Consider the following 24,357-nt stretch of genomic DNA (forward strand, 5'->3'; position numbering starts at 1 on the left):
CTGGTGCCGAGGGCACAAGACCTCCTGGAGCGCTGCTCCAGGAGGCGGCCTGAGCCAGGAATCCCCTCCCCCTTCAGGGAGGGGAGGATTCAAAGCGGACCGTTGAGATACTCCGGCCGTGGATACGAGTGCGATGGCGGACGGGATACGGCCGGGCCGACCGGCGCCGGGGACCGAGTCGGGCTGTCCCATGGAATGGGCCATGCGTCCCGCGGAGCCGACAGATGTCGAGGCGATCGCGGAGCTGCGGGCAACGGTGATGCGCCCGGACCTGGAGCGGTTGGGACGGTTCGACGAGCATCGGGTCCGGCAGCGGCTGCGGGATTCTTTCTCCGCGCAGCACACGTCGGTCATCGTGGCCGATGGCGCCTTCGCGGGCTGCGTCACTGTGCGCCCGGCCGAGGACGGGCGGTGGCTGGAGCATTTCTATCTCGCTCCGGGCCTGCAGGGCCGGGGGCTCGGATCGGCTGTCCTGAGGACACTGCTGAAGCGGACCGATGCCGACGGCGTGCTCGTCCGCCTGAACGTCCTGCAGGGCAGCGCTGCCCGGCGGCTGTACGAGCGCCACGGGTTCACCGCGGAGGTTCAGGACCCGATCGACGTCTACATGGTGCGACGGCCGGGTGCGGGCTCCCTCGGAACCTGAAGAGGGCAGCGGGTGTTCATGTCGAACTCGTTCTTCATCCGCGCCGCTGCCCACTGACGTCCCACCAGGAGAGCCCCGGCAAGGCCGGCACGTCCAAACCGTATTCGCTCACACCCTCGTTACGGTTCGTCCGTCTCCGACTCCAGGCTTTCTCGCGTCGGTTCGCCGTAGATGCCCAGTTCGTCGTCGACGTTTCGGGAACCCTGGAAGCTCCGTACGGAGTTTTCCGTCTGGTCGTCGTACGTGCCCGTGGTGGGGCCTGCGTAGAGGAAGAGCTGGCGTAGGCGCAGTTGGAGTTCCGTGACGTCGTCGCCGGAGTCGCCGGGGCGTAGGACCTGCTGGTTGCTGCGCTCGCCGCCTCCGCCGGAGTCGGGGGGTGCCGAGTCGGCGGGGGGCTTGGTCGACGGTGGGCGGGTCGAGGGGGTCTCGCGGGGCGGGGTGGTCCGGTCCGTCGGCTCCTGGGTCGGCGGGGACGTGCTCGGGGTGGCTGGTTCGGACGGCTCGGTCGGTGGGGTCGACGGGGGTGGCTGGGCCGGCGGTGTCGTCTTCGACGGGGACGGTGACGGCGGCTCCGGCGAGACCGCGTCCGGGATGCTCGCGCGCATGTCGCCCGGAGGGCCCGCGCTGTCCCGCGACGGCGTGTCGTACGAGAACAGCCCGCTCGCGAACCCGGCGGCGGTCATCACCACGACGCCGACCGCGGTACCGACGAAGGCGAGCCGACGCCGACGGCCGCCCCTGCGAGCGGGCTGCTCGGGCTCGGGCAGGGGCAGAGGGCCGGTAACCGGGTCCGGGCCGGGGGCCTGCGCTCCGAACCGGTGGAGGTCCGTCAGATGGAGGTCGGTCGTCGGGGCGTCGTAGGCCGAGGGAGCTTGGGCCGCCGCTGACGCGCCCTGAGCCGCTGAAGACGGGACCTGGGTCCCCGAAGACGGAACTCGGCCCCTCGAAGTCGGGGCCTGGCCACCCGAAGTCGGGGCCTGAGCCGCCGGAGGCGAGCTCGGTACCGACGGAGGCTCGGACCACTGCTCCCCTGCGAGCGGCTCGGGCGAATGCTGCCCCGCGGGCGTCTCGGACGGCCACGGCGGGGCCGCGGGCGGGCCCGGCTCACCGGGCTCGACCAGCGGGTCGCCCGACGCCGGGGAGTTGTGCTCGACGAACGGGTCAGCCGCCCCCGAGGACGTGTGCTCGACCAGCGGGTCAGCCGCCCGGGAGGCCCCGGCCCCGTCCAGCACATCGCCGGCCGCCGAGGACCCGGGCTCGCTTAACGATTCCGGCGGCCCCATGCCCGACCCCGCCCCCGAACCCGAGCTCGCTCCCGAGCCTGAGCCCGCCCAAGCCCCCGCCGCCGAGCCCTCCTCGGCGTCGACCTCGACCTCGATCGCCTCCAGATCCACATAGGGCCGTATCCGCAACGGATCGAAGTCCTCCGCCGCGGCAGTCTCCGCGTAGCGGGTCTCCAGCAGTTCGTCCGCCGCCCGTTGCGCACACGCGCACGACGGCGCACCTCCCGGCTCACGCGGTGTCCCGCACTCCGGGCAGACGTGCACGCTCCGGTCACTCACGTATGGATCCCTCCCCAAAACGAACTTCAGCGATTATGCAGACCTCCTCCACACCATCTCCCAGTTACCGCCGGAATCTCGAACTCCTCTGCGGATTCAACAGGCCATAACCGGTCACTCCGACCAGAATGCAAGGACGACGGGGGCCCAGGGGACCCTCGCGGCCGGGAGGTCTGCATGGCCGAGGAAGCGCACCGCACGAACGCCCACGAGACGGCGGACGGGGGCCACCTGCCACCGCCCCGTGACCACACACGCGGCGCCCCCGGTGAGGAATACGTACGGGGCGGCGTCCTTGTCTCGATCGGCGCCCTGCTGCTGGGCATGCTGCTCGCGGCGCTGGACCAGACGATCGTGTCGACGGCGCTGCCGACCATCGTCAGCGAACTCGGCGGCCTGGACCATCTGTCCTGGGTGGTCACGGCGTATCTGCTCGCGGCCACCGCCGCCACCCCGCTCTGGGGCAAGCTCGGTGACCAGTACGGACGCAAGAAGCTGTTCCAGACGGCGATTGTGATCTTTCTCATCGGCTCGGCGCTCTGCGGAATGGCGCAGAACATGCCCCAGTTGATCGGCTTCCGGGCGCTCCAGGGCCTGGGCGGCGGCGGGTTGATGGTGCTGTCGATGGCGATCGTCGGCGACCTCGTTCCGCCCCGCGAACGGGGCAAGTACCAGGGCCTGTTCGGTGCCGTCTTCGGCGCGACCAGTGTGCTCGGCCCGCTGCTCGGCGGGCTGTTCACCGAGCATCTGAGCTGGCGCTGGGTCTTCTACGTCAACCTTCCCGTCGGCGTGGTCGCGCTCGCCGTCATCGCCACCGTCCTGCGCATCCCGGTCCGGACGACGCGGCACACGATCGACTATCTCGGTACGTTCCTGATCGCGGCCGTCGCCGCCTGCCTCGTCCTCGTCGCCTCGCTCGGCGGAACCACCTGGGGCTGGGCCTCGCCGCAGATCATCGGCCTCGCGGCGCTCGCCCTCGTGCTGGCCGTGGCCTTCGTGTCCGTCGAACGGAGGGCCGCCGAGCCCGTACTCCCCCTGAAGCTCTTCCGTATCCGCACCTTCACCCTCTCCGCCGTGATCAGCCTGATCGTGGGCTTCGCGATGTTCGGCGCGCTGACGTACCTGCCGACGTTCCTGCAGGTCGTCCAGGGCGTCTCGCCCACCATGTCGGGCGTGCACATGCTGCCGATGGTGGCCGGTCTGCTGCTCGCCTCGACGGCGTCCGGCCAGATCGTCAGCCGTACCGGCCGCTGGAAGGTGTTCCCGGTCGCGGGCACGGGCGTCACCACGGTCGGCCTGCTGCTGCTCCACCAACTCGACGAGAACAGCTCCACGTTCGAGATGAGCGCGTACTTCGCCGTGTTCGGCCTGGGTCTCGGCCTGGTCATGCAGGTCCTGGTGCTGATCGTGCAGAACGCCGTCTCGTACGAGGATCTCGGCGTCGCCACCTCCGGCGCCACCTTCTTCCGCTCCATCGGCGCCGCGTTCGGCGTCGCCATCTTCGGCACGATCTTCGCGAGCCGCCTCGCCGACAAGCTGACGACCGCGCTCGCCGGGCAGCCGCTGCCGCCCGGCATCACCCCGGACGCCCTCGAGAGCGACCCGCGCGGCATCGCCGAACTCCCTTCCGCACTGCGCCTGTCGGCCGTGCAGTCGTACGCCTCGGCGATCACGGACGTCTTCCTGTACGCGGCTCCCGTCGCCGTACTCGGCTTCGTACTGGCCTGGTTCCTGCGCGAGGACAAGTTGCGGGGCTCGGTGACGGTGCCCGACGCCACGGAGACGCTGGCCAGCAATCCGGTGGAGCGCTCCTCGTACGACGAGGTCTGCCGTGCGCTGTCCGTGCTCGGCACGCGCGAGGGGCGGCGCGCGATCTACGAGAAGATCACCGCCCGCGCCGGCTACGACCTGCTGCCCGCGGCGAGTTGGCTGCTGCTGCGCATCCGGCGCTACGGCTGGGCCGAGCCCGCCGTCCTCGCCGAACACAGCGCCGTCCCGCTGCACGTCATCATGGAGGCGTCCCGCCAGGTCGAGGAACGCCGCCTGGCCCTGCGCGAGGGCCTCGACCTCGTCCTCACCGCCGAGGGCCGGGAGGTCGCCGACCAACTCGCCAAGGCCCGCGAGGAATCCCTCGCCGAACTGCTGGGCGACTGGTGGACCCCGGACCGCCCCACCGACCTGGCCCAGCTCATCAAGGAACTGAACGCGGAGATGTGCGGCTCGGACGCGGAACGCCCACACGAGCGGGGGGCGCCGAGGGCGCTGGGCAGGGCGGTCTAACCAACCAACCCTTTGGCGAACCAATGCTCGGCGTACTCCTCGTCGTTGTACCGCTCGATCTCCACGTATCCGTGCCGCGCGTACATCGCGCGGGCCTCGACGAGGTCGTTGCGGGTGTCGAGCACGAGACGTTCCACGCCGAGCCCGCGCGCAGCCTCCTCGGCTGCCTCGAGGAGTACGGAGCCGCCGCCCTTGCCGCGCATTTCCTTCCGTACGAACATCCGCTTGAGTTCGCCCGTGCCCGCGACGGAGGTTCCTTCGCGCATGAGCAGGCGCACGCCCACCGTGCCGGCCGGCTCGCCGTCGTAGCGCGCGAGCAGTAACACACCGGTGGGCGGGGCGAGTTCGGCCCCGGTCCCGGCGGCGATCTCGCGCTCCAGCTCGGCCGGGTCGGTGGCGTGCCCCTCGTGGAGCAGATACCAGCGGTCGCTGACCTCCGTGTAGTACGCCCGCCAGAGGGCAGCCGCGGCGGGTGAGTCGAAGGGCTCGGGGGCGACGCTCCAGGACGTCTCGGTACGAGTGGTCATGGCGGGCATTGTCGGTACGTACGGTCCGCCGTCCGCAAGCCAATTACCGGAGCCCTCGGCCCGCGGCAGAGTCGTTTGGGCGGCGTTCTGAGGGCAACTCGGTCAGGGAGCCGGCCCCAACGGGCCGTAACCGGAAGGTATTCCATGTCCACAGGCGTGATCATCGTTCTGATCGTGGTCGCGGCGATCATCATCGGCGCGGCCGTCTGGCTTGCCATGTCCCGTGGAGCGGGCGGCGGCGGGCGTAACCTGCGGCGGCGCTTCGGGCCCGAGTACGACCGGACCGTAGCCCAGCACGACGGCGACGCCAAGGCCGCCGAACGCGACTTGGCGGATCGTGTGAAGCGGCACGGTTCGCTGCGCAGTCAGCCGCTGGAGCCCGCGGCGCGGGAGCGGTACGAGGCGCGCTGGGCCGCCGCCCAGGAGCGGTTCGTCGACTCGCCGCGGGAGGCCGTGGCCGAGGCGGACCGGCTGCTCGGCGAACTGGCCGGCGCCCGCGGTTTCCCCGACGGCGACCGCTACGACGAGCAGCTCGCCGCTCTCTCCGTGCACCACGCACCCCACGTCCACGGCTACCGGCGCATCCACCGGGCCGCACACGCGCCCCTCGCCGACGGCGACGAGAGCCGCACCGGTACGGAGGAACTCCGCGAAGCCATGATCGAGGCCCGCGCCCTCTTCGAGGACCTGGTGACACCGGGCCGCGAGGACACGACGCGGCACCGTGGCGCGGCCGACGAGCCCGCCCCCGCCCGCTCCAACCGCCTCGGCGAACGCCTGCACACGCCATGGGCGTTCAACAGGCGTCACGCAAAGGGGAGTTGAGACGTATGACAGGCAACATGGCCGGTCTGCCGGCGAAGCAGCCGGAGCGTGAGAGCACGGTCGGTCCCGACACGACGATCGGCTCCGGCAAGACGGTCGACACCGGCAAGACGATCGGCGGCTCCGGCGGCCGACTGATGTCCCACGACGAGGCCGACAAGTGGACCCTGCGCTTGCAGCACGCGGTCTCCGGCTTCGTCGACGGCCCGCGGGAGTCCCTCGAAGAAGCGGACCAGGTACTGGAGGAGGTCACGGCCCGCTTCACGGACGCCGTCACCCAGCGCCGCCGCACCCTGCGCACGTCCTGGCAGACCACCGGCGACGAGAAGGCCGACACCGAGCAACTACGGCTCGCCCTGCGCGACTACCGGGAGCTCGCGGAACGCCTCCTGCGTATCTGAACTCCCGTACACAGCACAGCAAGCAACCCTCGTACGCAGCACAGTCTGCGTACGAGGGTTGTGCGCGTCAGTCCTCGTGCCGCCCACGCCGCTCGCGCCAGTCCCGTACGATCTCCTCCACGTCGTACGGCTTCAGGCCCAGCGGCGGCCCCGGCGGCGGCTTGAACATCACGTCACGGATCTTCACGTTGATCGCCGTGATGATCTCCCGAACCACTCGCTCCGAAGGGGCGTCCAACGCCCGCGCGAGCTCGTCCTCCGCCTCCTTGCGCAACGCCAGCGTCGGCGGGAGCACGGACAGCCCCTCGCGGGCCATCTTCTGCTTGATCCACCACAGTTCGTCGTACGTGGTGTCGCTGGCGGCAGGCAGCGGCTTCCCCGCACCAGGGAGTTGATCGAACTCCCCACGCGCCTCCGCCTCGCGGATCTGCTTGTCGATCCAGGACTCGAAGCTGACACCGGGAGGTTTTCGCTCGGTCATGTAGCCCAGTGTGCCGGACAGCATGTCACCCGGGCGATCTATCATTCGGCCGCGATACATCGTCGCCGGTGCGCCACCATGCTCCGGCGCCGAACCATTGGATTGCGGGAACCGAAGGAGCGCACGTGCTCGAGCTCACCATGGCCACGGTGTCGGAGGCGGACGCGGGCGCCACGGCAGGGATGCAGATGGCCGACTCGCCCAGCGAACCGGGGGCCGTGTTGCGGGTGGGGCGGGACCGGGGCTTCTGCCGCCTCGCGACGCCCGACGACTGGCTGTTCGTCTCGCGGGTGCACCTGGAGTTCCTGTGCGGGCCCGACGGGACGTGGCAGGTGACGTGGCTGCGGGGCTCGCACGCCGACCCCTCCTCCGAGGTGCGGCTCGTGCTGGTCGGCGGGACCCCGCAGCCCCTGCCGTACGGCGGGACGGCGAAGCTGCCCCGGAACGGTTCCGGTGAACTGGTCATCCAGGACCGCACCGCCCCGCGCAGCGTGAACGTGGGCTTCTACCACGAGGCCTGAGGCCGGGCGCGTAAGGGGTCCTTGCACTATGAGCGCCCGATCAGGTCGCGTGGTCTGGTGCCGTGCATCGCAAGGCGCCGGAGAGCCCTCGATGGGGGTCCCCCCGCTCGAGCGAAGCCGAGAGTGGGGGAGGAGCTACTAGGGCTTTTCGGCAACGCGGCGAGGTGCGGTGCCAGGCCGCGCGACCCGGGCGGGCATAGTGCAAGGACCCCTCAGGCCAGGCGGCGTAGGTCCGGGCGGCTGGCGGGCGGTTTACGGCAGTACGCGCGCCAGCGCAAACCCGTCGTACCCCTTCACTCCCACCGTCTGGATCGCCGTGGCGTCCAGCTTCGGGTGGGAGGCGAAGAGTTCGAGGGCCGCGCGGGTGCCTCGGATGTTCGGGTCGTCGCCGGTGGCGTCGGTGACGGCGCCGCCGCGTACGACATTGTCGAGGACGATCAGGCTGCCGGGACGGGTGAGTTTGACGGCCCACTCGACGTAGTGCGGGTTGTTCACCTTGTCCGCGTCGATGAAGACCAGGTCGAAGGGATCGGGGCGCTCGTCGGCCAGTTCCGCCAGCGAGTCCAGGGCGGGGCCCACCCGTACCTCGGTGATCTTGTCGAGGCCGGCCCGGGCGAGGTTGCGGCGGGCCACCTCCGCGTGCTTCTCGGCGTACTCGAGGCTGATCAGGCGCCCGTCAGCCGGGAGGGCGCGGCCCAGCCAGATGGTGCTGTAGCCGCCGAGGGTGCCGATCTCCAGGATGCGTCGGGCGCCCTGGATCACGGCGAGCAGGTGCAGCAGCTTGCCGTGGGTCGGGGCGACGTTGATGTGCGGCAGCCCGGCGGCGTCGCTGTCGCGCAGCGCGGCGGACAGGGCGTCGTCGGGCGGAGCGAGGAGAGCGGTGAAGTAGTCGTCCACGTCGTTCCACAGTCGTGGCTCGGTCATGCACCATGCCTTTCGTCTGCCTAGTTAGAGGAGCTAACTAGTTCTCCGTCGAATATAGCCCGCCACCACCGGATCCGCCCGGCTGTGACGCAGGGTCGCGTAATCCGCCGGGACGCCACCGCAACCTCCGGTCGCGTCACACCCTCTTCCGGACAAAAGATGGAAGGACGTCAGGTAAAGCAGGGGTTGCCTGCGTCTCTCCGCGGGGGTAGTGCGAGCCTCATAGAGTTCGCGCAGTGAAAACGAACAGCTGACACCCACGGGACACGGGTGACCAACGGGGCGGGAGGGCCGACGGGGCGTGGCGAATGTGGAGCACGGCGGGCGACCAGGTGAGGCCTTCGCGGCGGGAACCGCGGGCACGGCGAAGGCACGGCTGGGCATGGTGCGCGCAGCCCTGTGGCTGGTAGCCGCCGTACTGGCGGTACGGCAGGTCGCCGTCGTCCTGAGCACGCCGAAGGGGGAACGCCTGACGGATCTGGAGACCTGGGTGGGCCCGGGCGGCGTGCTGCATGTGAACGGATCCTTGTACGACTCGACGCGCTTCACGGGCACGCCGTTCGGCGGACTCGTCCTCAAACCGCTCACGCGCGCGGCCGAGGAGGCCCTCGGCTGGGGCTGGACCTTCGGCACCCTGCTGCTGGTCGTCGCGCTCGGCCTGGTCGCGGCCCGTGCCCTGCCGCAGCCCGTGAGCAGACGCACGGCCCTGCTCGCCGCGCCCGTGGCGATCAGCCTGCTGATGCTGTCCCTGCCGGTGCGCAACACGCTGTATCTGGGCCAGACCAGCATCATCCCCGTGCTGTTGGTGCTGCTCGGCTGCTTCGCGGTCCGGGGGGAGCGGACCAGCGGGCTGCTGATCGGCGTCGCCGCGGCCCTCCAGCCGACCGTGCTGCTCTTCGCCCCGCTGCTGTGGTTCACCGGCCGCCGCCGGGCCGCGCTCTCCACCGGCGTCACCTTCGCCGCGACCACGGCGCTGGCCTGGGCGGCGATGCCGCACGACTCGTACACGTACTGGGTGAACCACCTGGCCGGAGTCGGCCTCGGCCGGCCCGCCGACGACCTCGCCAACCAGTCGCTGCACGGCGCGCTGCTGCGGTTCGGCCTGACCGGGCCCCTGGAGATCGCGCTCTTCCTGCTCCTCGGCGCGGCCGTCGCGGTCCTCGGCCTGCGCCGTGCCGTGCGCTACGCGCGCGACGGGCAGCTGCTGCTCGCCGTCGCGGTGACCGGCTGCGTGGCGATCGTGGTGTCGCCCACCACCTGGCAGCACCAGCTGCTGTGGGTGCTGCTCGCGCTGGTCGGCCGGGTCGGCAAGAAGGCCTCGGACCGGTACGTATGGCCGGTCGCCGTCGTCCTGGTGATGACGCTCCCGGCGAAGATGATGCTGCCGAACATGCCGGTGCTCCATCCGCTGCGTGACAACGTCGTCCTGCTCGCCGCGCTCAGCGCCGCCTGCGTGGTTCCGTTCCTGTCCCGCACCTCGCCGCACTACCAGGTCCCGATCCCCACGCAGTACGCGCCACCGGTCGAGGCCCGCTGGAAATTCGTACCCCTGCTGCCGTTCCTGCGCCGGGTCCTCTCCCGCCCGAACCTGCTCCTCGAACTGCTGCTGATCCGCGTCGGCTACTCCGCGTACCAGCAGGTCAGGCTGGAGGCGCACGGCGGCTCCAACGAGGCGGCCCGGGCCACCGCCGAGCAGCACGGCGAGCAGATCCTGGCGATCGAGAAGTTCCTGTTCCTGGACGTCGAGCACTGGGTCAACCACGCGGTGGTGAACGTCGACTGGCTGCGCGCCTTCTTCGACTTCTACTACACGTCGTTCCACTTCGTGGTGCCGCTCAGCGTCCTCGGCGTCCTCTACGTGCGCCGCCCCGCCGAGTACCGCTGGGCCCGCTCGGCGCTCGGTTTCGCCACGATCCTCGCGCTGCTCGGCTTCTGGCTCTACCCGCTGGCCCCGCCGCGCCTGATGCCGGGCCTCGGCTACATCGACACCGTGCACGGCGTGCAGGACTTCTCCCAGCCGGACTACGGGACGCTGACCGCGCTGACGAACCAGTACGCGGCGATGCCCTCGCTGCACTTCGGCTGGTCGCTGTGGTGCGGTCTGGTGATCGCGATCCTCGCGCCGAAGTGGTGGATGAAGGCACTCGGTCTCCTGCATCCGCTGTTCACGGTCTCGGCGATCGTGGCGACCGCCAACCACTGGGTGCTGGACGCGGCGGGCGGCGCGGCCGTCGTCGGCACCGGCTTCGCGCTGACCTACCTGCTCCAGGGGCCCCGGGGCAGCTCGCGCGGCAAGCCCGCCGAGGTCAGCATCGAGGAGCCGGACCAGGCGAAGGACCGTACCCCGAGCTGATCCGGTACACGCCCGGTTCGGTCACCGTCAGCCGCGTGAACTCGCCCCGCTTCTTGAGGCAGCCGCCCTCGGCGTACAGCCACGGCGAGTAGGCGACGCGCACGGTGACCGAGCCTGGCTTCGGCATCCGTACGACGACCTCGGCGCTGGAGGCCCGTACGACGGAGCCGGGCGACGTCACCAGGGGCACCGCGTCGCGCACCCGGTACACCTGCCAGTGCGCGTCCTGCCAGACCGGCTCCAGCCAGGCGGGCCGGCTCCTGACCAGGCGCGCCTCGTCCTCGGCGAAGCCGTCCGGCTTCCCGGCGGGCAGCACGACGAAGCCGACGGCCCAACGGTCCAGCCAGGCCCGGTACGTCGACTCCGAGAACGTTCCGTCGTAGAAGAGCCGCCCGCGCTCGATGTCCAGCTGCCGGTTCCAGCCGCGGGCGAGGTTCACATGCGGGGCGAGCGCGGTGGCCTCGCGGTGGTTGCGGGCCGGGACCACCTCGACCCGGGTGCGCTCGGCGCCGAGCCGGTCCAGGGCGCGGACGACACCGCGCGTGTCGGCGGCCCAGGCGGGCACCTTGGTGGAGATCCGCAGATCGTCGACGGTCTTCGTGCCCACCCAGGCTACGGAGAAGACCAGCGTCGCGGTGAGGGCGAGACGCCTGTATCTCGGCCCCTTCTGCCCCTTCTGCGCGAGCAGCGCGGCGAGCAGGGCGGTGGGCGCGAACAGCTCGGCCAGCCGCTCCACGTTCGTGCCGATCGGCGAGGGGATGAGATACGTCAGCACCGTCCCGGCCGCGTACACCAGAGCGCCCCACCGCAGCACCCACCAGCGGCGCGGAGCGAAGACCAGCAGTACGACACCGAACAGGACGGGCGGCCAGATCCGGGCAGCGGGCATCAACTGCTCGCCCTTGAACGGGAACAGCAACGTGGTCACCGCGACCACCACGAACGGCGGCACGATGAGAGCGGCGGCCCGCCCCCAGTCCCGTACGAGGACGTAACCGGCCCCCGCCACCACCAGGAACAGTCCGGCCACCGGGCTCGCCATGGTCGCAAGCGCCGCGTACGCCACCGCCAGCGGCAGCCGCCGCTCCCGCGTGAGCGGCACCAGGGCCGCGATCCCGAAGGCGACGCCGAGCGCGAAGGTCGTACGGCCGGACGCGACGTTGCACCACAGCGCGAGCGACGCGAGGAGCGCGGGGCCGAGGGGACGGCGGATTCCCGTACGCACGAGCAGCACCGCGGCCAGCCAGGTCGCGAGCAGCCCGGCGACGACCGTGACCGTGCGCACACCGAAGGTGGCCATCAGGTACGGCGAGATCAGGCTGTAGTTGGCGGTGTGCATCCCGCCGTACCAGAAGAGGCTGTACGCCGAGTCTCCGTGCCGCGACACGAACTGGGCCCACGCCTGCTGCGCCGCGAGATCCCCGCCACCGGTGGCGAGAAACGCGAACCACAGCCCGTACAGCGGAACGGTCGGGAGCGTGGCGAGCAGCGGCACACGATGCCGCCGGCAGAACCCTTTGAACTCCCGGAACGGCTCCTTCCGCGTACCGGCAGCCGGTTCGACCGGACGGGCGGAGGACAGCTCGGCGGCAGAGCCCACGGTCAGCGTTTCCGTTCGAAGTCGTCGAGGCTGTGTCTGTGCTGTGTCACGTGCGAAGACGTCGAGCGGCACGGAAACGTTCACTGGGTCACTGCGATACGGGCGCCGGGGACTCACGAGCCGTGCAACGACTCATCCCAACCGTGGTCACCAGCCGGTACCCCGAATCACCGGTGAGGTTCAAGGGACCAGGAAGGCGACGAACAAGGCGAGCGGCATGAAGACGGAGCCCGCGGCCATCAGCCAGCCCACCTTCCATGACGTCTTGTCACCGACTTTGACGCAGAGCAGCGTCATCAGAGCGAGATAGAGGAACAGCGGCATCGCGATGATGACGCCTGCGCCGGACCCCATGGATGATTCCCTTTCAGTGCGGTACCGGAGCCGCCGTGCGGCGGCCCCGGTCGTGTGCGGTTTTACGGCGTGCGTACGCGCGCTACGGCGTCATGTTCTCGGCGAAGCGAGCCGTCGGAAGGCCGCCGGCCGGTCAGCGAGAGTCGCCCAAGGGGTAGTTGTCCTTGGTCACCGTCAGGCTGATCTTCGTGTCCTCGGGGACCCAGACCCCGGGAGCGCTGATGTCGGCCTTGGTCGGCCAGGTCGTGCCGGAGGCCACGTTGAGGGCCTTCTTCGTCACCGTCACCGGAGCACCCCTCTCGCCTCTGTCGGCCGTAACCGTGACCGTGTAAGATGCACGCTTTTCGCCTGTGTTGTGCATCGTGAGAGGCACGACCACGCGGCGGTTGTCCAGGCGCGGCACGTAGGCGACGACCTCTCCGTTGTGCGCCGTGGCCGCCGGAGGGCCGAAGTCGAAGTCCTCGGCCTCGGGGACGTCGGTTTTGCTGGGCCCGGCGGATTCGCCGTCCGCGGGAGCCGCAGCATCTGCCGTGGACCTGCTCTCCGCCACCCCTTCGTCCTGGAATCCGCAGGCCGTCAGGACGAGTGGTGCGGTCACCAGGGCGAGGAACAGAGAACGTACGGACTTCCGGTTCCGGGACCGGCCGGACGTACCGTCAGCCACAGGGGAACACACGGCTGGACTTGTAGTCGATGTAGAGGCTGCCGGACGTCTGCCCCATCTTGGCGGTCACCGGTGCGCAGGCGAAGCTTGAGGCGTACACAGGGCCCGCGTACTCGCTGAAGTTGCCCGAGTCGGTGTCGCAGCCGGTGCCGTCCACCTTGCAGACCTTGAGGTACATGTACTCCGAGTTCCCCGCGTTGTTGTCGAGGATGGCGCAGCCCTTTCCGCCGTTCTCATAGGCGAAGAGGGTGGCCAGGCGCTCTGCGGGAGCAGTCCCGACCGGCAGAGGAATCGCCTTCTTCAGCGTGTACCCGGAGCCGCACACAGTGGCGGCAGCTGCCTCCGAGGCGGCCGACGCCTGCGGGGCGGCCAGCCCTAAGGCCGCCATCGCGACCGCCGCGACGGTCGCACACATGGTCGATCTCCTGAAGATGGACATAGGTATCCCCCTGGTGTCTGCACATGGATGACTGAACAGCCCGGCGAACCGGGCTCACCCGCCCGCTGCACGCAGAGCGCGTGAGGTCCCGCGGGCGAGGCAGCCACAACTTACGCACAGGTTGGCCCCGAAGGAAAAGGTGTATACCAGTCAACCGGCAGCGAGCTGTAAAGCTCGCCGCGCGAGCCGTAGCGATGTGTATTGATCAACAGGCGAAGATGTGAACTTCTGTCACGTCTTCTCCCTGCGATCTCCACCACTCAACGTGAGTCCGTGACTCCGGTCACGGAATGAGCCGGATCGCGGCAACGGGCATTTGTTCAGACAAAGGCTCGACGGTTACCGGTCAATTGGCGTGTTTATTCCTCTCGCACCGCCGGAGCCGACTGCCTTCGCCGGCGCGGTGGCAGGAGGCGGGGGCGGGGCGTAGGGGGGATGCCCCCGCCTCCTGATCTGCGGGACCTGATGGGGTCTACTGCGTGGGTCAACTGGCGCTGACCTGGAGCTCCTTGACGCCGTTCAGCCAGGCCGAGCGCAGCCGGCGTGGGTCGCCGACGAGGCGGAGGCCGGGCATGGCGTCGGCGATGGCGTTGAAGATGAGGTCCATCTCTAGGGTGGCCAGGGACTTGCCGAGGCAGTAGTGCGGGCCTCCGCCGCCGAAGCCGAGGTGGGGGTTCGGGTCGCGGGTGATGTCGAGGACTTCGGGGGAGTCGAAGACGGTGGGGTCGTTGTTCGCGGAGGAGTAGAAGATGCCTACGCGGTCGCCCTTCTTGATCAGCTGGCCGCCCAGTTCGGTGTCCTGGGTCGCGGTGCGCTGGAAGGAGACGACGGGGGTCGCCCAGCGGACCAGCTCCTCGGCCGTGGTCGAGGGGCGTTCCCTCTTGTAGAGATCCCACTGGTCGGGGTGGGTGAGCAGCGCGTGCATGCCGTGCGTGATCGCGTTACGGGTCGTCTCGTTGCCCGCGACGGCCAGCATGAGGACGAAGAAGCCGAACTCGTCCGAGGTGAGGTTGCCCTCGTCCTCGGCCGCCACCAGCCGCGTCACGATGTCCTTGGCGGGGCACTGTTTGCGGTCGGCGGCCATGTTCATGGCGTACGAGATGAGTTCGGTGGCCGACTCCTGGCCGACCTCCTCGGTGATCGCGTACTCCGGGTCGTCGTACGAGATCATCTTGTTGGACCAGTCGAAGATCTTGAGGCGGTCCTCCTGCGGGATGCCGATGAGCTCGGCTATCGCCTGGAGCGGCAGTTCGCAGGCGACCTGGGTGACGAAGTCGAAGGGGCCGGTCTGTGCGACGGCCTCCTGGACGATCGAGTGGGCGCGCCGGCGCAGCGTGTCCTCCAGCGCGCGGATCGCACGCGGGGTGAAGCCGCGCTGCACGATGCCGCGGACGCGGGTGTGCTCGGGCGGGTCCATGTTGAGCAGGATCAGCCGCTGGACCTCGATGGCGTCGCGCGGGATGTGCTCGTTGAAGCGGATGATCGCGGTGTTGAGCCAGGAGGAGAACAGCTCGGGGTGCGTGGAGACGTATTTGACGTCCGCATGCCGCGTGACGGCCCAGTAACCCTCGTCCTCGAAGCCCGCGATACCGGGCTGCTGGGGGATCCAGTGGACCGGTTCGGCCTGACGCAGCTCGGCGAACTCAGGGAGAGGCACGCGGTGGTGCAGCAGATCGGGATCGGTGAAATCGAACCCGTCGGGCAGCGCTGGACAGGGCATCGGCAACTCCGAAGTCGTACGACGGTCGGGTTCTGGAGGTCGGAATCGTTGGCGGTCTGGAGCTCTGGAGGGTCGGAAGCGCTCGGGGGCGATCGAGGTTCTGACGGTCCATCAGGAACTGTGAATTGCCGTGAAGGTAGTAACGGGTTCTAGAAGTAGCAAGAGGCGCGACAGGGCTAATTGCGTGCGGAGTTCGTGCAGATCGCGACTTCGGAGCGTGCAAGACCCTTGCGGTGCCGGGTGTCCGGTCAGCAGACTGCACTAAGAACTAGTACGCGTTCTAGTTCGGCGCGAGGAAGGGGCGAGAGCATGGTCGCGGAACCCGTCATCGTCGAAGCCGTACGCACTCCGATCGGCAGGCGCGGTGGCGCGCTCGCCAATCTGCATCCCGCCTATCTCCTGGGCGAGACCTACCGTGAACTGCTGGGCCGTACGAACATCCCCGCCGACTGCGTAGAGCAGATCGTCGGCGGCGCCGTCACCCACGCCGGCGAACAGTCGGGCAACCCCGCCCGTACCGCGTGGCTCGCCATGGGCCTGCCCTACGAGACGGCCGCGACGACCGTGAACGCCCAGTGCGGCTCCTCGCAGCAGGCCTCGCACATGGTCGCCAACATGATCGCGGCCGGGGTCGTGGACGTCGGCATCAGCTGCGGCGTCGAGGCCATGTCCCGGGTGCCGCTCGGCTCGGCCTCCAAGCACGGGCCCGGAAAGCCGACGCCCGACGAGTGGAACGTAGACCTCCCGAACCAGTTCGAGGCGGCGGAGCGGATCGCTCGTCACCGTGGGCTGACGCGCGAGAACGTGGACGCGCTGGGCCTGATCTCGCAGGAGCGCGCCGCGAACGCCTGGTCCGAGGAACGCTTCAAGCGGGAGACGTTCGCCGTTCAGGTCCCGACCACGGAGGACGAGCAGCGGGCCGGTCAGGGCATGTGGCGGCTCGTCGACCGGGACGAGGGCTTGCGGGACACGTCCATGGAGGCGCTGGCCGGCCTGAAGCCGGTCATGCCGACGGCGGTCCATACGGCGGGGAACTCGTCGCAGATCTCCGACGGCGCCTCGGCCCTGATGTGGGCGTCCAAGCGGATGGCGCGGGCGCTGAAACTCCGGCCACGGGCACGGATCGTCGCCCAGGCGCTGGTGGGCTCGGACCCGCACTTCCACCTGGACGGGCCGATCGACGCGACGCGGGCCGTGCTCGGCAAGGCGGGCATGTCGCTGAAGGACATCGACGTCGTCGAGATCAACGAGGCGTTCGCTTCAGTGGTGTTGAGCTGGGCGCAGGTCTTCGAGCAGGACCTGGAGAAGGTGAACGTGAATGGTGGCGCGATTGCGCTGGGGCATCCGGTGGGTGCGACGGGGGCGCGGCTCCTGACGACCGCGCTGCATGAACTGGAGCGCAGGGACAAGGAGTTCGCGCTCGTCACCATGTGCGCGGGTGGGGCGCTGGCGACGGGGACGATCATCCAGCGGCTGTAGAGGGAAGGCGGCGGCCCAGGGATCGAAGGCCGCCGCCACAGTCTCTAAAGCTCTAAGGACGGTCTCGGTCCCAGAGGTCGCACTGATGCTCACGATGGACCGTCGTGCTCTGGTTGTTGCCGCCGTGGGAGGCGGTGCGCAGGGAGAGCACCCTCTCCTGGCCGTCCGGCATCGTCGGCTGCCCGTCGGCACGCGGCACGCCGTTCCGGATGAACGACCCCCAGTACTGGATCATCTGCCGCGAGAGCACCCGCTGCTCGGCGTTCAGCGGAGACTTCAGACCGAAGTGCTTGAAGAGGTACTGCACCTCGTTCACATGGGTCGCGCCGAAGTCGAAGTCCGTGCCGAGGTTCCGCAGCGAGGCGAAAGGCGGCGAGGTGCGGTCGGCGAACTCGTACGCGTAGACCGGTCCGCGGGCCGCGAGCACGTCGTCGAGCCGGAGCGCGGGGCAGGCAAACAGGTAGTCGCCGTAGGCGGCGGCGTACGCGAGGGTCGGCGACGCGTGGTCCGACAGCGGGTAGCGCCGGAGCACCCGCTCGCCCTGCTCGGCACCGAACACGGCGCGCACCACCTGGGGATACTGCTCGGCCGTGAGCGGGGTGCCGTTGTTGTCGAACTGGGCGAAAGCGAACATCCGCCCCTCGTCCTGGTTGGCTCCGTTGAGTACCGGGACGCGGGCAGCCGCTCCGTTCGCGTACGCCTCGAAGGGCTGCACCGGCAGGAAGTCGCCGCCGACCACGGGCCCCCAGTCGAAGTCGGCCTGGGCGGCGAGAACTTCCTTGGCGGGCTTGCCGCGCACACACGCGACGCTCGCGCACCCCAGCTTCTCCATGAAGTCGGCGCCCTGAGCCACCGCCTCCTTGTGCGTACGGGCCGCGCAGTCGGCGTACGCACCACTCTGGACGATCCCCGCGTGGAACAGGCCCCTTGATGTCGGCGAGGCCATCTGCGTGCAGACCGAGCGGCCCCCGGCGGACTCACCCGCGATGGTGACGCGGCCCGGATCGCCGCCGAAGCGGGCGATGTTGGCCCGCACCCAGCGCAGGGCCGCCTGCTGGTCGAGCATCCCGAAGTTGCCCGAGACGCGGTCGCGCGCCTCGCGGTCGAGACCGGAGGTGGCGAGGAAACCCATCGCGCCCAGGCGGTAGTTGACGGTCACCACGACCGCACCGGTCTGCCGCGCGAAGGTGTCCGGCACGATGTCCTCACCCGCGCCGGCGGTGAGTCCGCCGCCGTGCAGCCAGACCATGACCGGCCGCTGTGCGGAGCCGACGGAGCCGACGGAGCCTTCGGGGACGTACACATTCAGGTCGAGGCAGTCCTCGGTGTGGCTGGGATTCTCGTAGCCGGGGTCCCAACTCGCTGTCTGTACGCAGCGGTTGCCGAAGTCGCTTGCGGTGCGCACGCCGGACCACGGCTCGACGGGCCGTGGGGCTCGCCAGCGGAGGTCGCCGACGGGCGGCTGCGCGTAGGGGATGCCGAGGAACTGCCGCCCCTCGGCGGTGGTCTCCCCGCGGATCCAGCCGGACTCGGTCCGGACGAGTGGGGGGTTCTGCGCGGTCGGGGCGGGCGCCGCCGCGGTGGAACCGGCCGCCGTGAGGACGGTGGTCGCCAGTGCGGTCAGCATGACAGCGAGACGACGGATGGTGAGTCGGCGTATCACGCGTGCACCTCCGCGACCGTACGCAGGCGCAGTTCGCCCGCCGAGGCTCCGACCCATACGGTGCGGCGGCCGGTTCCGAGCACCCAGTCGTGGCGTTCGGGGTCCCATGAGGAGAGGGTGCGTTCGTCGACGCGTACGGTGACCCGGCGCTCCTCTCCCGCCCGCAGTGCGAGCCGCCGATATCCGCCCAACACCTTTACCGGCTGGTCGAGTTGGAGTTCCGGTGAGGGGCCGACATACACCTGTGGGATGTCGACGCCGTCACGGCGCCCGGTGTTGCGCACGGTGAAGGTCACCTCCAGACCATGTCGTGACCCGCGTACGCGCAGGTCGCTGTAGGAGAACGTGGTGTACGAGAGGCCGTGCCCGAACGGGAACAGCGGGCGCACGCCCTCGGCGTCGTACCAGCGGTAGCCGACGTGGATGCCCTCCGAGTACTCCTCGATGCCGTCCACGCCCGGGTAACGGCGCGGGTCACCGGCGACCGGGTGGTGATCGTCGTCCACCGGGAAGGACTGGGTGAGGCGTCCCCCGGGGTCGCAGTCGCCGAACAGGACAGCCGTGGTGGCGGCCGCGCCCTCCTGGCCCGGGTAGTACATCTGCAGCACGGCGGCGGCACGCCGCAGCCAGGGCATCGACGTCGAGGACGAGGTGTTGAGGACGACGGTGGTACGGGGATTCACCGCCGTCACCGCCTCGATGAGGCGCACCTGGTGACCGGGCAGCGCGACAGTCGTGCGGTCCTGGCCCTCGGTGGCGTCCTCGTACGCGAAGAGCACCACGCTGTGGGCGGCGCGCGCGGCCCGCACGGCCTGGGCGACGTCCTGGGCGCGGGTCGCCCCGGTGATGCGCCGCAGCCGGAACAACTGCCCCTTGTCGCCGCCCTCTGCGGTGATCTCCACCTTGTGCGTGCCCTTGGCGAGGTCGAGTGTCTTGCGGCGCACGGCGAGCCCGTCTGGCGCCGCCGACACGAGGCCGCCGGTGAAGTACTCGCCGAAGTCGGGCAGCACCGGGAAGAGTTCCTCGCCGTCGAGGAGCACCTTGGGGCGCGTAGTCCCCGAGTAGTGGATGACGAAGGTCCACTCGTCGGCGTCCTGTGCGGTGAGCGTTCCCTCGTACGTCCAGGTTTCCCCGGCGGCGACCCGCTGCCCCTCCGCGTCGAAACCCGGCGAGAAGGCGCCCTCGGGGATGGCCTTGCCGAAGATGTCCTCGCCCAGTGCGTAGGACACCTGGGCGCCGTGTCCCGCGCGGGACTTGATGGCGTCGAGCGGACTGTCGGCCCGGTCCGGAATGACATGGGCGCTGCCGCCGCCACTGACGAACGGGATGGAGCCGGTGGGTCCGATGACGGCGATGCTCCGGGCGGCGGCGCCGGTCAGGGGAAGGGCGCGGTTCTCGTTGCGCAGCAGCGTGGCTCCGGCCTTCGCCACGTCCAGGGCGACCGCCGCGCCCGCCGCCGGGTCGCGGTCCGGACGGGGCGGTGCACTGCCGTCGAGCAGCCCGAAGTCGTCCATCGTCGCGAGGGTGCGGCGTACGGCGCGGTCGAGGTACTCCTCGGAGACGCTGCCGTTCTCGACCGCCCTCTTCAGGGCCTTGCCCAGGTACTTGCCGTCCGGCATCTCCATGTCGAGGCCGGCGGTGATCGCGGCGACCGTGCTGTGGGTGGCGTACCAGTCGGACATCACCCAGCCCTCGAAGCCCCAGCGGTCGCGGAGGATGTCGGTGAGGAGCTCCTGGTTCTCGCAGGCGTAGGTGCCCTTGACCTTGTTGTAGGCGCCCATGAACGCGCCCGTGCCGGCGCGGACGGCGGACTCGAAGCCGCGCAGTTCGACCTCGTTCATCGTCTGCTCGTCGACCCGCACGTCTATGGTCATGCGGTCCTTCTCCTGGTTGTTCATCGCATAGTGCTTGACCGTCGCGATGAGGCCCTCGCCCTGGATGCCCTTGATCTCCTCCGCCACAAGGTCGGCGCAGAGCAGCGGATCCTCGCCGAAGGTCTCGAAGTTGCGGCCCGCGTACGGGGTGCGGATGACGTTGACCATCGGTGAGAGCAGTACGTCCTGGCCGAGGGCGCGGCCCTCGCGGCCGATGACCTGGCCGTAGCGGCGCGCCAGTTCGAGGTCGAAGGCGGAGGCGAGGAGGACGGGGGCGGGCAGCGCTGTGGCGTGCCGGGTGATACGGACTCCGGCGGGGCCGTCGGCGAGACGGAGTGGGGGGATGTCGAGGCGCTCCACGCCGGGGATGTAGCCGGCCTGGCCGAGCGAGTTCGGGTCGGTGGCGCCGTGCAGCAGGGAGATCTTCTCGTCGAGGGTGAGTTTGGCGATCAGGCCTTCCACGCGCGGACCCGCGCTCGGTTCGGCTCTCTTGAGCGCGGTGGTGTGCGAGGAGGTGGTGAATCCGGTGGAGGTGGCCGCGGCTGCGACCGCGATCGAACCGCCCAGCAGACGCAGGGCCGATCGCCGGGACACGGTGTCGGACAAGAGCCGTCACTCCTTCGTGTGCGGGCACGTCGTTGTGGGGACCGTGTGTACACGTGCCACCAGCGGCAGTCGGCGTTCGACCCTTGAACCCGCTGTGGGGCCAGAGCTATTGACGTGCCATCAGGTGCCACGAGTACGCGGCGGAAACTATGTCCGCTGATGACTCGTGTCAACGAAGTGAACAGAAGAGGCCTGAGGTCTCCACAAGAAACGAAGGAATCACGCCACGGGGTGGTGGTGCGGGGGGCATCGGGTCACCCCGTGGGCGGCATGGGAGCGCGGCTCATCACGACCGCGTTGCATGAACTGGAGTGCAGGGGTTAGGAGTTCGCGCTCGTCACGATGTGCGCGGGTGGGGCGTCGGCCACCGGGACGATCATTCAGCGGCTGTAGTCGCGTTCCTCGTCCAGTCGATGAAGGTGGTGAACGTGGCGGGGGCGAAGGTGAGATGAGGGCCCGTCGGGTTCTTTGAGTCGCGTACGGCGAGGGTGGTGCGGGGGGTTTCGGCGACCTCCAGGCAGTCGCCACCCTGGTCGCCGCTGTACGTCGACTTGCGCCAGGCCAGGGGGCCGAGCGGCGCGCACTCTACGCACTCGCCGCCCTGGTCGCTGCTGTAACTGGACTTACGCCACTGGATCCCCGTCGGCATCGAGTTGTCCTCCATAGCGTTCCTCCATCACCCGCCGGATCAGCTCCGCCGAGTCCCTGAGGGAGAGGGCGGCGGCCTGAAGATGATCGTAACGGAGTGAGCAGTCCTTGACGGTGTCCGGGTTGGCGGTCGGATGCCCGCTGCCGTAGCCCTCGGTGTAGACGATGTCCGGATCGCTCGCGAAGCGGTAGAGGTTGAACGAGCCTTGGAGCCCCGCGTGCGCGCCTGCCGAGTACGGCAGCACTTGGATGTTGATCCGGGGATTGCCTTCGAAGGACAACAGGCGGGCCAGTTGCGCGCGCATGGTCTCGGGTCCGCCGATCTCCTGGTGCAGCGCGGCCTCGCTGATGACCGCCCAAAAGACCGGCGGCTCGTTCTTCTCGAAGATGCGCTGACGGGCCATGCGTACGGCGGTGCGGTCGTCGAGGTCGGTCTGGTCCAGCGAACCGAGCACGGCACGCGCGTATGCCTCGGTCTGGAGGAGCCCGTGGACCATGTGCGTCTGGAAGGTGCAGATCTCAAGGGCCCGAGCCTCCAACTCCGCCACTTGTTGGAACCAGGCCGGAAGTTGACTGCGCATCACAAGGTCGACCAGTCGCGTCAGCAGCCCGCCCGTCCCCAGCGCAGCGTCCACCCGCTCGCTGAATGTCGGGGTCGGCAGCTTCCGCGCCGTCTCGATCTGGCCGATCAGCGAGCCGGTGTAGTTGACGATTTCGCCGAGCTGCTTCTGCGTCAGCCCGGCGGCTTCGCGGTGGCGGCGCAGCTCGAAGCCGTAGTAGTCGAGCGGCGAAGCGCCTGGGTCGAGGATGTTGATGTGGGTCACGCGGCGATCCCCTCTCGCGCAACTCGGCCCACTGCGGGACCGGTTGTATCCATTCAGTAGCCGAGAGTAGTTGCGCTGGGTCACTCTCGTGGTGTGAACGAACACATTCCTCCCACGCTCCCGGGCTTCCTCATGAGCCCCCGCCCCGCCCAGTACCGCATGCGACTCACCGCAGGCGACCACTCGGCGCTGTACATCCGCCGCATCGTCCGCTCGCTTCTCGACGAGTGGGACATGGCCGAGCTGTCCGACGCCGTGGAACTCGGCGTGACCGAGCTGATCGCCAATGTCGTACGCCATGTCCCGGACCGGCGGTGCGAGTTGCTGTTGCTGCGGCAGGGGGCGGCGGGGGTACGGGTGGAGGTCACGGACGGCTCGCCCCAACTGCCAACCACGTCAGCCGAGTTGTCGATGGAGTCGGAGGGTGGGCGCGGGCTGGTCCTGCTCGATGCGGTGGTCGCGAAGTGGGGCGTGTGGCCGGAGGCCGGGGGCGGCAAGACGGTGTGGTTCGAGTGCGGGGAGCGATGAGTTTTCCTTGCCGCTGCCGTCATATACGACGAGGAGGTGTTGGCAATGAGTGAATCGGCACGGCAGGAAGCCCTGGAGAGGCTGGACGTTCTGGTCGGCGAATAGGCGGTGGAGGCCGACTTTCCCGGTCTGGCCACCCCTGCTGCACGCAGCGTGTTCGAGTGGACACTGGACGGACGTTTCCTGGTCCAGCGCACGGAGATCTCGCTGGCCGAGGCCCCGGACAGCATGGCGATCGTCGCGGTCGACCCGGAGACGGGCACGTACACACAGCACTACTTCGACTCGCGGGGCGTCGTACGGGTGTACGCGATGACCTTCGCCGACGGGGTGTGGCGGCTGCTGCGGGAGGCGCCGGACTTTTCGCCACTGGCGTTCCGGCAGCGGTTCACCGGGCAGGTCGGCGACGACGGCAATACGATCCGTGGCGTCTGGGAGATGTCGTCGGACGGCTCGGCCGCATGGGAGAAGGACTTCGAGCTCACGTACCGAAGGAGCAGCTGAGATGACTCCCGCTGGATCACCTGGATCACTTGGGTCACCTGCCGAGATCGCGCGCGGCATCATCGACGCGAGCCTGTACATGGTGCTGGCCACCGCCGACGCGGCCGGACGGCCGTGGAGTTCGCCGGTGTACTTCGCTCACGTGGGGTGCCGCGAGTTCTTCTGGCTCTCCTCGCCCGAGGCCGTCCATTCATGCAACATCGCGGTGCGCCCCGAGGTGGGCATCGCGATCTTCGACTCGTCGGCCCCGATCGGCACCGGCCAAGGCGTCTACATGTCCGCAGTCGCCGAACCGGTGGACGGCCCCGGGCTCGAGCGCGCGATAGAGGTGTTCTCCCGCCGCTCCCTCTCACACGGAGACCGCGCCTGGACAGCCGCCGACGTGAACGAGATCTCCGGCCTGAGGCTGTACCGCGCGGTGGCCGACGACCACTCGATCCTGGCCAAGGATGGCCAACCGGACCATCGGGTCCCGGTCGACCTCGCTTGACCTGCTCCGTACCTGACCTACTCCGTCTCACCAGCCGGCCGGGCGCACATGGGAGCAGGCCACGTCCGCGGGCATGGTGTACCGGCTGCGAATGTGACAATGACGGGAGATCTGTAACAGCTGCGGTGCGGGAGTTCCAGCGGGGTGCGGTGCGGCTGCATATCCTGCACCACGCGGCCGAGGAGGAGATCCACGGCGCCTGGATGACCGAGGAACTGGCCCGCCACGACTACCAGATCAGCCCCGGCACCTTGTACCCGACGCTGCACCGGCTGGAGGCCGACGGGCTGCTGGTCTCCGAGCAGCGGGTGGTCGACGGCCGGGTCCGGCGCGTCTACCGGGCGACCGAGGCCGGGAAGCAGGCCCTCGCGCAGGACCGCAAGGCGCTCAAGGAACTGGCCCGCGAGGTCCTGGGCGACGAGGCGCCGTAGCGTCCTGGCCAGT

At 69.5% G+C, this 24,357-nt stretch carries 24 protein-coding genes and 1 pseudogene; 12 read left to right on the forward strand and 13 right to left on the reverse strand.

All coding sequences use genetic code 11. The annotated features are described in order from the left end of the window. Positions 1–202: 202 nt before the first annotated feature. Complete coding sequence (locus IEZ21_RS06705; RefSeq protein ID WP_189320960.1) at positions 203–646, forward strand: GNAT family N-acetyltransferase; 444 nt, start codon at positions 203–205, stop codon at positions 644–646. A gap of 119 nt (positions 647–765) precedes the next feature. Here the strand turns inward: IEZ21_RS06705 and IEZ21_RS06710 are convergent, their stop codons facing one another. Then, positions 766–2,208 carry a peptidoglycan-binding domain-containing protein gene (locus tag IEZ21_RS06710; protein WP_189320961.1) on the reverse strand — a complete coding sequence of 481 codons (1,443 nt, stop codon included), beginning with the start codon at positions 2,206–2,208 and terminating at the stop codon, positions 766–768. A gap of 177 nt (positions 2,209–2,385) precedes the next feature. Between IEZ21_RS06710 and IEZ21_RS06715 the strand changes: the two genes are divergently transcribed. Beyond that, entirely contained in the window at positions 2,386–4,488 is a 2,103-nt protein-coding gene (locus IEZ21_RS06715; RefSeq protein WP_189320962.1) for an MDR family MFS transporter, read from the forward strand. On the opposite strand, the gene IEZ21_RS06720 is transcribed toward IEZ21_RS06715, so the two are convergent. After that, positions 4,485–5,015 (reverse strand): GNAT family N-acetyltransferase, encoded by a 531-nt coding sequence (locus IEZ21_RS06720; RefSeq protein ID WP_189320963.1) that lies wholly within the window; start codon positions 5,013–5,015, stop codon positions 4,485–4,487. The two genes, IEZ21_RS06715 and IEZ21_RS06720, sit on opposite strands and share 4 nt — an antisense overlap. A gap of 144 nt (positions 5,016–5,159) precedes the next feature. Here IEZ21_RS06720 and IEZ21_RS06725 point away from each other — a divergent pair, with 144 nt between their 5' ends. Both IEZ21_RS06725 and IEZ21_RS47410 read left to right on the forward strand, forming a co-directional pair. Then, complete coding sequence (locus IEZ21_RS06725) at positions 5,160–5,840, forward strand: hypothetical protein (RefSeq protein WP_189320964.1); 681 nt, start codon at positions 5,160–5,162, stop codon at positions 5,838–5,840. A 5-nt stretch (positions 5,841–5,845) separates the two neighbouring features. Then, positions 5,846–6,241, forward strand: coding sequence for a hypothetical protein (locus IEZ21_RS47410; protein WP_373302182.1), 396 nt, complete (start codon positions 5,846–5,848; stop codon positions 6,239–6,241). Between the two features lie 67 nt (positions 6,242–6,308). Here the strand turns inward: IEZ21_RS47410 and IEZ21_RS06735 are convergent, their stop codons facing one another. Next, a complete protein-coding gene (locus IEZ21_RS06735; protein ID WP_189320966.1) occupies positions 6,309–6,722 on the reverse strand; it encodes a DnaJ family domain-containing protein in 414 nt (137 codons plus the stop codon). Positions 6,723–6,847: 125 nt separating this feature from the next. On the opposite strand from IEZ21_RS06735, the gene IEZ21_RS06740 reads away from it, so the two are divergent. Further along, positions 6,848–7,243 (forward strand): hypothetical protein, encoded by a 396-nt coding sequence (locus tag IEZ21_RS06740; RefSeq protein ID WP_033320636.1) that lies wholly within the window; start codon positions 6,848–6,850, stop codon positions 7,241–7,243. 252 nt (positions 7,244–7,495) lie between these two features. Here IEZ21_RS06740 and IEZ21_RS06745 read toward each other — a convergent pair whose 3' ends face one another. Beyond that, on the reverse strand, positions 7,496–8,167 hold the full coding sequence (locus IEZ21_RS06745) for an O-methyltransferase (RefSeq protein ID WP_189320967.1): 672 nt from the start codon (positions 8,165–8,167) through the stop codon (positions 7,496–7,498). 301 nt (positions 8,168–8,468) lie between these two features. On the opposite strand from IEZ21_RS06745, the gene IEZ21_RS06750 reads away from it, so the two are divergent. Further along, a complete protein-coding gene (locus IEZ21_RS06750) occupies positions 8,469–10,520 on the forward strand; it encodes a bifunctional glycosyltransferase 87/phosphatase PAP2 family protein (protein WP_189320968.1) in 2,052 nt (683 codons plus the stop codon). Here IEZ21_RS06750 and IEZ21_RS06755 read toward each other — a convergent pair. The 5 genes from IEZ21_RS06755 to IEZ21_RS06775 form a co-directional block, all read right to left on the reverse strand. After that, positions 10,474–12,126: a DUF8823 domain-containing protein gene (locus tag IEZ21_RS06755; protein ID WP_373302198.1), complete on the reverse strand. Its 1,653-nt coding sequence runs from the start codon at positions 12,124–12,126 to the stop codon at positions 10,474–10,476. The two genes, IEZ21_RS06750 and IEZ21_RS06755, sit on opposite strands and share 47 nt — an antisense overlap. 174 nt (positions 12,127–12,300) lie before the next feature. Further along, a complete protein-coding gene (locus tag IEZ21_RS06760; RefSeq protein WP_189320970.1) occupies positions 12,301–12,474 on the reverse strand; it encodes a hypothetical protein in 174 nt (57 codons plus the stop codon). Positions 12,475–12,607: 133 nt separating this feature from the next. Further along, the gene (locus IEZ21_RS06765) at positions 12,608–13,072 is read right to left on the reverse strand and encodes a hypothetical protein (RefSeq protein WP_189320971.1); all 465 of its coding nucleotides are present in this window, start codon (positions 13,070–13,072) and stop codon (positions 12,608–12,610) included. A 58-nt stretch (positions 13,073–13,130) separates the two neighbouring features. After that, on the reverse strand, positions 13,131–13,553 hold the full coding sequence (locus tag IEZ21_RS06770) for a hypothetical protein (RefSeq protein WP_246567343.1): 423 nt from the start codon (positions 13,551–13,553) through the stop codon (positions 13,131–13,133). A 508-nt stretch (positions 13,554–14,061) separates the two neighbouring features. Continuing rightward, on the reverse strand, positions 14,062–15,297 hold the full coding sequence (locus IEZ21_RS06775) for a cytochrome P450 (protein WP_189320973.1): 1,236 nt from the start codon (positions 15,295–15,297) through the stop codon (positions 14,062–14,064). 309 nt (positions 15,298–15,606) lie between these two features. Between IEZ21_RS06775 and IEZ21_RS06780 the strand changes: the two genes are divergently transcribed. Continuing rightward, positions 15,607–16,776 carry a steroid 3-ketoacyl-CoA thiolase gene (locus tag IEZ21_RS06780; RefSeq protein ID WP_189320974.1) on the forward strand — a complete coding sequence of 390 codons (1,170 nt, stop codon included), beginning with the start codon at positions 15,607–15,609 and terminating at the stop codon, positions 16,774–16,776. A gap of 52 nt (positions 16,777–16,828) precedes the next feature. Here the strand turns inward: IEZ21_RS06780 and IEZ21_RS06785 are convergent, their stop codons facing one another. Both IEZ21_RS06785 and IEZ21_RS06790 read right to left on the reverse strand, forming a co-directional pair. Then, positions 16,829–18,439, reverse strand: a complete 1,611-nt coding sequence (locus tag IEZ21_RS06785) for a carboxylesterase/lipase family protein (RefSeq protein WP_246567346.1) — start codon at positions 18,437–18,439, stop codon at positions 16,829–16,831. Continuing rightward, positions 18,436–20,919, reverse strand: a complete 2,484-nt coding sequence (locus IEZ21_RS06790; protein ID WP_189320975.1) for a beta-glucosidase family protein — start codon at positions 20,917–20,919, stop codon at positions 18,436–18,438. Before IEZ21_RS06790 ends, IEZ21_RS06785 begins: the two co-directional genes overlap by 4 nt. A gap of 246 nt (positions 20,920–21,165) precedes the next feature. Here IEZ21_RS06790 and IEZ21_RS06795 point away from each other — a divergent pair. Continuing rightward, positions 21,166–21,312, forward strand: a pseudogene (locus IEZ21_RS06795) (steroid 3-ketoacyl-CoA thiolase); the annotation flags it as partial. On the opposite strand, the gene IEZ21_RS06800 reads toward IEZ21_RS06795, so the two are convergent. Both IEZ21_RS06800 and IEZ21_RS06805 read right to left on the reverse strand, forming a co-directional pair. After that, entirely contained in the window at positions 21,296–21,583 is a 288-nt protein-coding gene (locus IEZ21_RS06800) for a DUF397 domain-containing protein (protein WP_189320976.1), read from the reverse strand. The pseudogene IEZ21_RS06795 and the gene IEZ21_RS06800 sit on opposite strands and share 17 nt — an antisense overlap. After that, positions 21,543–22,391, reverse strand: coding sequence for a helix-turn-helix domain-containing protein (locus IEZ21_RS06805; protein WP_189320977.1), 849 nt, complete (start codon positions 22,389–22,391; stop codon positions 21,543–21,545). Before IEZ21_RS06805 ends, IEZ21_RS06800 begins: the two co-directional genes overlap by 41 nt. Before the next feature lie 93 nt (positions 22,392–22,484). Here IEZ21_RS06805 and IEZ21_RS06810 point away from each other — a divergent pair, with 93 nt between their 5' ends. From IEZ21_RS06810 to IEZ21_RS06825, 4 genes are all read left to right on the forward strand, one after another. Further along, positions 22,485–22,919 carry an ATP-binding protein gene (locus IEZ21_RS06810; protein WP_373302183.1) on the forward strand — a complete coding sequence of 145 codons (435 nt, stop codon included), beginning with the start codon at positions 22,485–22,487 and terminating at the stop codon, positions 22,917–22,919. Positions 22,920–23,072: 153 nt separating this feature from the next. Next, entirely contained in the window at positions 23,073–23,423 is a 351-nt protein-coding gene (locus IEZ21_RS06815) for a hypothetical protein (RefSeq protein WP_213089270.1), read from the forward strand. Between the two features lies 1 nt (position 23,424). After that, positions 23,425–23,913, forward strand: a complete 489-nt coding sequence (locus IEZ21_RS06820; protein WP_189320978.1) for a pyridoxamine 5'-phosphate oxidase family protein — start codon at positions 23,425–23,427, stop codon at positions 23,911–23,913. Positions 23,914–24,038: 125 nt separating this feature from the next. Beyond that, positions 24,039–24,344 carry an Rv3488 family transcriptional regulator gene (locus tag IEZ21_RS06825; RefSeq protein ID WP_189320979.1) on the forward strand — a complete coding sequence of 102 codons (306 nt, stop codon included), beginning with the start codon at positions 24,039–24,041 and terminating at the stop codon, positions 24,342–24,344. Positions 24,345–24,357: the final 13 nt, after the last annotated feature.

Origin of the sequence: Streptomyces flaveus (assembly GCF_014647675.1) — a bacterium.
GTDB lineage: Bacteria > Actinomycetota > Actinomycetes > Streptomycetales > Streptomycetaceae > Streptomyces > Streptomyces flaveus.

What these genes read in the sequence shown, in the direction of transcription:
- IEZ21_RS06705 (WP_189320960.1), top strand. Translation starts at nt 203, where the DNA reads ATGCGTCCCGCGGAGCCGACAGATGTCGAGGCGATCGCGGAGCTGCGG.
- IEZ21_RS06715 (WP_189320962.1), top strand. Translation starts at nt 2,386, where the DNA reads ATGGCCGAGGAAGCGCACCGCACGAACGCCCACGAGACGGCGGACGGG.
- IEZ21_RS06720 (WP_189320963.1), bottom strand. Translation starts at nt 5,015, where the DNA reads ATGACCACTCGTACCGAGACGTCCTGGAGCGTCGCCCCCGAGCCCTTC.
- IEZ21_RS06725 (WP_189320964.1), top strand. Translation starts at nt 5,160, where the DNA reads ATGTCCACAGGCGTGATCATCGTTCTGATCGTGGTCGCGGCGATCATC.
- IEZ21_RS47410 (WP_373302182.1), top strand. Translation starts at nt 5,846, where the DNA reads ATGACAGGCAACATGGCCGGTCTGCCGGCGAAGCAGCCGGAGCGTGAG.
- IEZ21_RS06735 (WP_189320966.1), bottom strand. Translation starts at nt 6,722, where the DNA reads ATGACCGAGCGAAAACCTCCCGGTGTCAGCTTCGAGTCCTGGATCGAC.
- IEZ21_RS06745 (WP_189320967.1), bottom strand. Translation starts at nt 8,167, where the DNA reads ATGACCGAGCCACGACTGTGGAACGACGTGGACGACTACTTCACCGCT.
- IEZ21_RS06760 (WP_189320970.1), bottom strand. Translation starts at nt 12,474, where the DNA reads ATGGGGTCCGGCGCAGGCGTCATCATCGCGATGCCGCTGTTCCTCTAT.
- IEZ21_RS06770 (WP_246567343.1), bottom strand. Translation starts at nt 13,553, where the DNA reads ATGTGTGCGACCGTCGCGGCGGTCGCGATGGCGGCCTTAGGGCTGGCC.
- IEZ21_RS06775 (WP_189320973.1), bottom strand. Translation starts at nt 15,297, where the DNA reads ATGCCCTGTCCAGCGCTGCCCGACGGGTTCGATTTCACCGATCCCGAT.
- IEZ21_RS06780 (WP_189320974.1), top strand. Translation starts at nt 15,607, where the DNA reads ATGGTCGCGGAACCCGTCATCGTCGAAGCCGTACGCACTCCGATCGGC.
- IEZ21_RS06800 (WP_189320976.1), bottom strand. Translation starts at nt 21,583, where the DNA reads ATGGAGGACAACTCGATGCCGACGGGGATCCAGTGGCGTAAGTCCAGT.
- IEZ21_RS06820 (WP_189320978.1), top strand. Translation starts at nt 23,425, where the DNA reads ATGACTCCCGCTGGATCACCTGGATCACTTGGGTCACCTGCCGAGATC.